Annotated in this window: 6 protein-coding genes; all 6 read left to right on the top strand. The window is 57.8% G+C overall.

The genetic code is table 11. The features are described 5' to 3' along the window. Positions 1-212 precede the first annotated feature (212 nt). The 6 genes from AC1DVF_RS10235 (at position 213) to AC1DVF_RS10260 (ending at position 6489) form a co-directional block, all read left to right on the top strand. Positions 213-1844, top strand: coding sequence for a CTP synthase (locus AC1DVF_RS10235; protein WP_093436570.1), 1632 nt, complete (start codon positions 213-215; stop codon positions 1842-1844). Between the two features lie 5 nt (positions 1845-1849). Next, complete coding sequence (gene kdsA, locus AC1DVF_RS10240) at positions 1850-2695, top strand: 3-deoxy-8-phosphooctulonate synthase (RefSeq protein ID WP_016985082.1); 846 nt, start codon at positions 1850-1852, stop codon at positions 2693-2695. A gap of 157 nt (positions 2696-2852) precedes the next feature. Beyond that, the gene (gene eno, locus AC1DVF_RS10245) at positions 2853-4142 is read left to right on the top strand and encodes a phosphopyruvate hydratase (RefSeq protein ID WP_093436567.1); all 1290 of its coding nucleotides are present in this window, start codon (positions 2853-2855) and stop codon (positions 4140-4142) included. Between the two features lie 171 nt (positions 4143-4313). Continuing rightward, positions 4314-4592, top strand: coding sequence for a cell division protein FtsB (ftsB, locus tag AC1DVF_RS10250; protein ID WP_007908838.1), 279 nt, complete (start codon positions 4314-4316; stop codon positions 4590-4592). Further along, entirely contained in the window at positions 4589-5296 is a 708-nt protein-coding gene (gene ispD / locus AC1DVF_RS10255; protein ID WP_220558173.1) for a 2-C-methyl-D-erythritol 4-phosphate cytidylyltransferase, read from the top strand. Before ftsB ends, ispD begins: the two co-directional genes overlap by 4 nt. 251 nt (positions 5297-5547) lie before the next feature. Next, the gene (locus AC1DVF_RS10260) at positions 5548-6489 is read left to right on the top strand and encodes an IS110 family transposase (protein WP_102902457.1); all 942 of its coding nucleotides are present in this window, start codon (positions 5548-5550) and stop codon (positions 6487-6489) included. Positions 6490-6520 lie beyond the last annotated feature (31 nt).

Below are 6520 nucleotides of genomic sequence, written 5' to 3' on the forward strand. Positions count from 1 at the left end.
GCAGGAGTTGCCGATTACCAAGCAGTCTTTGCTGGGCGATTCCAAAAAATGTGTAGCGAGCAACGTACCGGTGTTTCACCTGCCGGTCTGTCCCAACGCGGCGGTTTTTTTGAAAGGTGCACTGTGATTAATGCAGGTGATCGGGGGCTTCGGCCTTCCTTCGCTTTCCCCGGCGGCTCGTACCGCTTTAACGCAGACTTCTAGGGTTTTTCATGACGCGCTACATATTCGTCACGGGCGGTGTTGTTTCTTCATTGGGGAAAGGCATTGCATCGGCTTCATTGGCAGCCATCCTGGAGGCGCGGGGACTTAAGGTCACCATGCTGAAGCTGGATCCGTACATCAACGTCGATCCGGGCACCATGAGCCCGTTCCAGCACGGTGAAGTGTTCGTCACCCACGACGGCGCCGAGACCGACCTGGACCTGGGGCACTACGAGCGGTTCATCCGCACGACCATGACCCAGAACAACAACTTCACCACCGGCCGTGTCTACGAGCACGTGCTGCGCAAAGAGCGCCGTGGTGACTACCTGGGTGCAACCATCCAGGTGATTCCGCACATCACCGACGAAATCAAGCGCCGCATCATCAAGGGTGCCGGTGACGCTGACGTGGCGATGGTTGAAATCGGTGGCACCGTCGGTGACATCGAGTCGCAACCGTTCCTCGAAGCCATCCGTCAACTGCGTTTCGAAGTCGGCGCCAAGCGCGCGATGCTGATGCACCTGACACTGGTGCCGTACATCGCCACCGCTGGCGAGACCAAAACCAAGCCAACCCAGCACTCGGTAAAAGAACTGCGTTCGATCGGCCTGCAGCCAGACGTGCTGGTGTGCCGTTCCGATCACCCGATCGACATCTCGTCGCGTCGCAAGATCGCTCAGTTCACCAACGTTGAAGAACGTGCGGTGATCGCGCTGGAAGACGCCGACACCATCTACAAGATCCCGGGCATCCTGCACTCGCAGGGTCTGGACGATTTCGTCGTTGAGCGTTTCGGTCTGCAATGCGGCAGCGCGGATCTGTCCGAGTGGGACGCCGTGGTTGACGCCAAGCTGAACCCGGAACACGAAGTGACCATCGCCATGGTCGGCAAGTACATGGAGCTGCTGGACGCCTACAAGTCGCTGATCGAAGCGATGAGTCACGCCGGCATCAGCAACCGCACCAAGGTCAACCTGCGTTACATCGATTCCGAAGACATCGAAAACCAGGGCACTGCGCTGCTCGAAGGTGTCGACGCGATCCTCGTACCGGGCGGCTTCGGTCTGCGCGGCGTGGAAGGCAAGATCACTGCCGTTCAGTACGCTCGCGAAAACAAGGTTCCATACCTGGGTATCTGCCTGGGCATGCAAGTGGCGGTCATCGAGTTCGCCCGTAACGTGATGGGCTGGAAAGACGCCAACTCCACCGAGTTCGATCGCGCCAGCGGTCATCCGGTGGTCGGTTTGATCACCGAGTGGGAAGACGCGACCGGTGCCGTTGAAGTACGTACCGAATCGTCCGATCTGGGCGGCACCATGCGCCTTGGCGCTCAGGACTGCCTGCTTGAAGCCGGTTCCAAGGTCCACGACTGCTACGGCAAGGACGTGATCGTCGAGCGTCACCGTCACCGTTACGAAGTGAACAACAACCTGCTGCCACAGCTGATCGAAGCGGGCCTGAAAATCTCCGGTCGCTCCGCTGATGCGGCGCTGGTTGAAGTGGTTGAAGCGGCCGATCACCCATGGTTCGTCGCTTGCCAGTTCCACCCTGAGTTCACCTCGACACCACGTGATGGCCATCCGCTGTTCAGCGGTTTTGTCAAAGCAGCGTTGGCTCAACACCAGAAGAAGGCGTAACCCCGATGGCACAGAAGATCATCCGCGTCGGCGACATCGAAATTGCCAACGACAAACCCATGGTGCTGTTCGGCGGCATGAACGTGCTGGAAAGCCGTGACATGGCCATGCAGGTTTGCGAAGAGTACGTAAAGGTCACCGAAAAACTCGGTATCCCTTACGTGTTCAAGGCCAGTTTCGACAAGGCTAACCGTTCTTCTGTGACCTCTTATCGCGGTCCTGGCCTGGAAGAGGGCATGCGCATCTTCCAGGACATCAAACAAGCCTTTGGCGTGCCGATCATCACCGACGTCCACGAGCCTGATCAGGCTGCGGTCGTCGCAGAGGTCTGCGACATCATTCAACTGCCGGCCTTCCTGTCGCGCCAGACCGATCTGGTCGTCGCGATGGCCAAGACCAATGCAGTGATCAACATCAAGAAAGCCCAGTTCCTCGCGCCTCAGGAAATGAAACACATCCTGAACAAGTGCGTGGAAGCGGGTAACGATCAATTGATCCTCTGCGAGCGTGGTTCGAGCTTCGGCTACAACAACCTCGTGGTCGACATGCTCGGCTTCGGCATCATGAAGCAGTTCGAGTACCCGGTATTCTTCGACGTGACCCATGCGCTGCAAATGCCGGGTGGTCGTGCCGACTCCGCCGGCGGTCGCCGTGCCCAGGTTCTGGATCTGGCCAAGGCGGGCATGAGCCAGTCGTTGGCAGGTCTGTTCCTCGAAGCGCATCCGGATCCGGACAACGCCAAATGCGATGGCCCTTGCGCCTTGCGTCTGGACAAACTGGAGCCATTTCTGGCCCAGCTCAAGGCTTTGGACGAACTGGTGAAGAGTTTTCCGACGGTAGAAACCGCGTAAACCTCAATTCTCCGGTAAAGTACCGCACGATTTGTCGCTCATGCCCTCGGGCATGAGCGTTATCGTCTGCAAGCCTGCCCGCTGCACACCCCTTGCCGACGGTAAAAAGATTTCCTCTAGCTGCGTCGTTTTCGTCAACTTTGGAGTGTTTACAACAATGGCAAAAATCGTCGACATCAAAGGTCGTGAAGTTCTCGACTCCCGTGGCAATCCCACCGTGGAAGCGGACGTGCTTCTCGACAACGGCATCATCGGCAGCGCTTGCGCGCCGTCCGGTGCATCCACTGGCTCGCGTGAAGCACTCGAGCTGCGTGATGGCGACAAGAGCCGTTACCTGGGCAAGGGCGTGCTCAAAGCGGTAGCCAACATCAACGGTCCGATCCGCGATCTGCTGCTGGGCACCGACCCAAGCGACCAGAAAGCCCTGGATCACGCGATGATCAAGCTCGACGGTACCGAAAACAAGGCAACCCTGGGCGCCAACGCCATCCTCGCCGTGTCCCTGGCTGCGGCCAAGGCTGCTGCGCAGGACCAGGACCTGCCGCTGTACGCACACATCGCTAACCTCAACGGTACTCCGGGTGTCTACTCGATGCCGGTGCCGATGATGAACATCATCAACGGTGGCGAGCACGCTGATAACAACGTCGACATCCAGGAATTCATGGTACAGCCGGTTGGCGCCAAGTCTTTCTCGGAAGGTCTGCGCATGGGCACCGAGATTTTCCATCACCTCAAAGCTGTGCTGAAGGCCCGTGGCCTGAGCACTGCCGTTGGCGACGAAGGCGGTTTCGCACCGAACCTGGCCTCCAACGAAGACGCGCTGAAAGTGATCTCCGAAGCAGTAGCCAACGCTGGTTACAAGCTGGGCACCGACGTGACCCTGGCCCTGGACTGCGCGGCCAGCGAATTCTACGAAGACGGCAAGTACAACCTGTCCGGCGAAGGTCAGGTGTTCACCGCTGAAGGTTTCGCCGATTACCTCAAAGGCCTGACCGAACGTTATCCGATCATCTCGATCGAAGACGGTCTGGACGAGTCCGACTGGGCTGGCTGGAAGATCCTCACCGACAAGATCGGCGAGAAGACTCAGCTGGTGGGCGACGACTTGTTCGTAACCAACACCAAGATCCTGAAAGAAGGCATCGATAAAAAGATCGCCAACTCGATCCTGATCAAGTTCAACCAGATCGGCACCCTGACCGAAACGCTGGAAGCCATCCAGATGGCCAAGGCTGCCGGTTACACTGCAGTGATCTCGCACCGTTCGGGCGAAACCGAAGATTCGACCATTGCCGACCTGGCTGTGGGCACCTCGGCTGGCCAGATCAAGACCGGCTCGCTGTGCCGTTCCGACCGCGTTTCCAAGTACAACCAACTGCTGCGTATCGAAGAGCAGTTGAATGGCAAGGCCAAGTACAACGGTCGCAGCGAGTTCCGCGGCTAAGTACAAATCGATGGAAGGACACCGGATTGTGTCGAAAAAGTCGTGACAGCGATGGATTTGCCACTAATCTGATGCCTTAACAGCACAAGCCTGGGTCTTCCAGGCTTCGTGCTATCAGATGCTTCAAAGTTTTGGCGTGGCTGTCTTTTTTCACTGGATACCTGATATTCGATGCGCAGTCCTTACTGGTTGTTTCTCGTTTTGCTCTTGCTACTGGCCGGTTTGCAGTACCGCCTGTGGGTGGGCAATGGCAGTCTGGCGCAAGTCGCCGAGCTGAATCAGCAGATAGCTGATCAACACGCCGAGAACGAAGGTTTGCTGGAGCGCAATCGCGTGATGGACGCTGAAGTCAGCGAGTTGAAAAAGGGCATGGAGACCGTTGAAGAGCGGGCTCGTCACGAACTGGGCATGGTCAAGGACGGCGAAACCCTTTACCAGTTGGCCCAATGATCAATTCCCTGCCGGCCTTCTGGGCCGTGATTCCTGCTGCGGGCATTGGTGCCCGAATGGCCGCGGACCGTCCCAAGCAATACCTGCAACTGGGCGGACGCACAATTCTCGAACACAGCCTCGGCTGTTTCCTCGATCACCCAAGCCTCAAGGGCCTGGTGGTCAGTCTTGCTGTTGATGATCCTTATTGGCCGAACCTGGCGTGCGCTGGCGACTCGCGTATTCAGCGCGTCGAGGGCGGCGCCGAGCGTTCCGGTTCGGTGCTCAATGCTTTGCTGCATTTGCATGCGCAGGGTGCCGATGATGAGGATTGGGTGCTGGTGCACGATGCGGCACGACCGAATCTGAGTCGCGAAGATCTCGACAAGTTACTGGATGAACTGGCGGACGATCCGGTCGGCGGCCTGCTCGCCGTCCCGGCGCGCGACACCTTGAAGCGGGTCGACAAGCATGGTCGTGTGCTGGAAACCGTCGATCGCAGCGTGATCTGGCAGGCGTATACGCCGCAGATGTTTCGCCTCGGCGCGTTGCATCGGGCGTTGGCGGACAGTCTGGTGGCGGATGCTGTGATCACTGATGAAGCTTCTGCGATGGAGTGGGCGGGGCTTAAGCCTCGTCTGATTGAAGGGCGGGCGGATAACCTCAAGGTGACCCGGCCGGAAGATCTGGAGTGGTTGCGTCAGCGTTGGGCTAACCGCCGCTGATTGCTGTGGCGCCTATTCCGCAGCCTTCGCGAGCAAGCTCGCTTGTATGGTAGGACTTGAAGGGAGGAGGAGGGACAAGGCTCGATTCTGACTGTTGACGCAGTACAGACCGTGGGAGATTTCGCCCCTCCTCCTTTCACCCAAGCGCCGATAAAGAATGCATCTGGCTAGACCGACGATAGGAACAAGCCTGCGCCTCTGGGTGAGCCCTTCAAGTACTCAAACCTTATCCCGGAGGAAATCCTGTGGCAATGCCAGTCGCTCTATCAAATCCGATCGTTGGCGTGGATGTTGCCAAAAATGAACTGGTGATTTATCAGGCCGATAGCGATCTGCTTGAAGCGATTCCCAACACCAAAACATCCATCAAGCAGTGGCTGAAAGCCTTGCTGGGTCCCGTGTCTATTGCCATTGAGGCAACCAACATCTACCACCTGGAATTCGCTGATTTGGCCTATGCGGCCGGTTGCACGATTTACATGGTGGGCGGCTATGAACTCAAACACTACCGCGAAGGCGTGAAGATCCGCGCCAAAACCGACGCCTTGGACGCCAAGCTGCTGGCCCGTTACCTGAAAAACGAAGCCGAGGAGTTGCACCCCTGGACCCCGCCATCACCGCTGTACCGCCAGCTCCTGAGCCTTTTCCGCCGCCGCGCGGCTTTGGTCCAGGCCAGGGTCGGCCTGGTGCAGAGCTGGTCGAATGAGCCGTTGTTGAAGGCAGCTTTTGCTGAACAAATAAAATCCATGCAGCGGCTTGAAACGATGATCGAAAAGACGATCAACGATCAGCTCAAACAAGCCGGTTTGCTCGGCGAATTGAAGCGTTGCCTGAAAGTTGAGGGCATTGGATTTCTGACCGGAGCGCGCCTGCTCACAGCGTTTCAGCGTGGGGAATTTAGCAACGCGGATGCGTTTATCGCCTTCCTGGGAATGGATTTACGGGTATCGAAATCAGGGCAAAAGGACGGTCGCCGCAGCTTGACCAAGCGCGGAGACCCCGAGGCCCGCCGACTTTTGCACAACGCAGCGATGTCGGCTAGCCGTACGATAGCCTGGAAAGGGTTTTACGAAGCCCAAAGAGCACGGGGTTTCAGCACCACGCAGGCGTTGGTGATGCTGGCTCGCAAACTTGCTCGGGTGGTATTCGCCTTGCTGAAAGGGCAAAGCGAATATCAGGCAAAAGTCAGTTGAGGGCTTCCCCTCAACCATAGAATCTCCCACA

This window comes from Pseudomonas sp. P4_D7 (genome assembly GCF_056401755.1).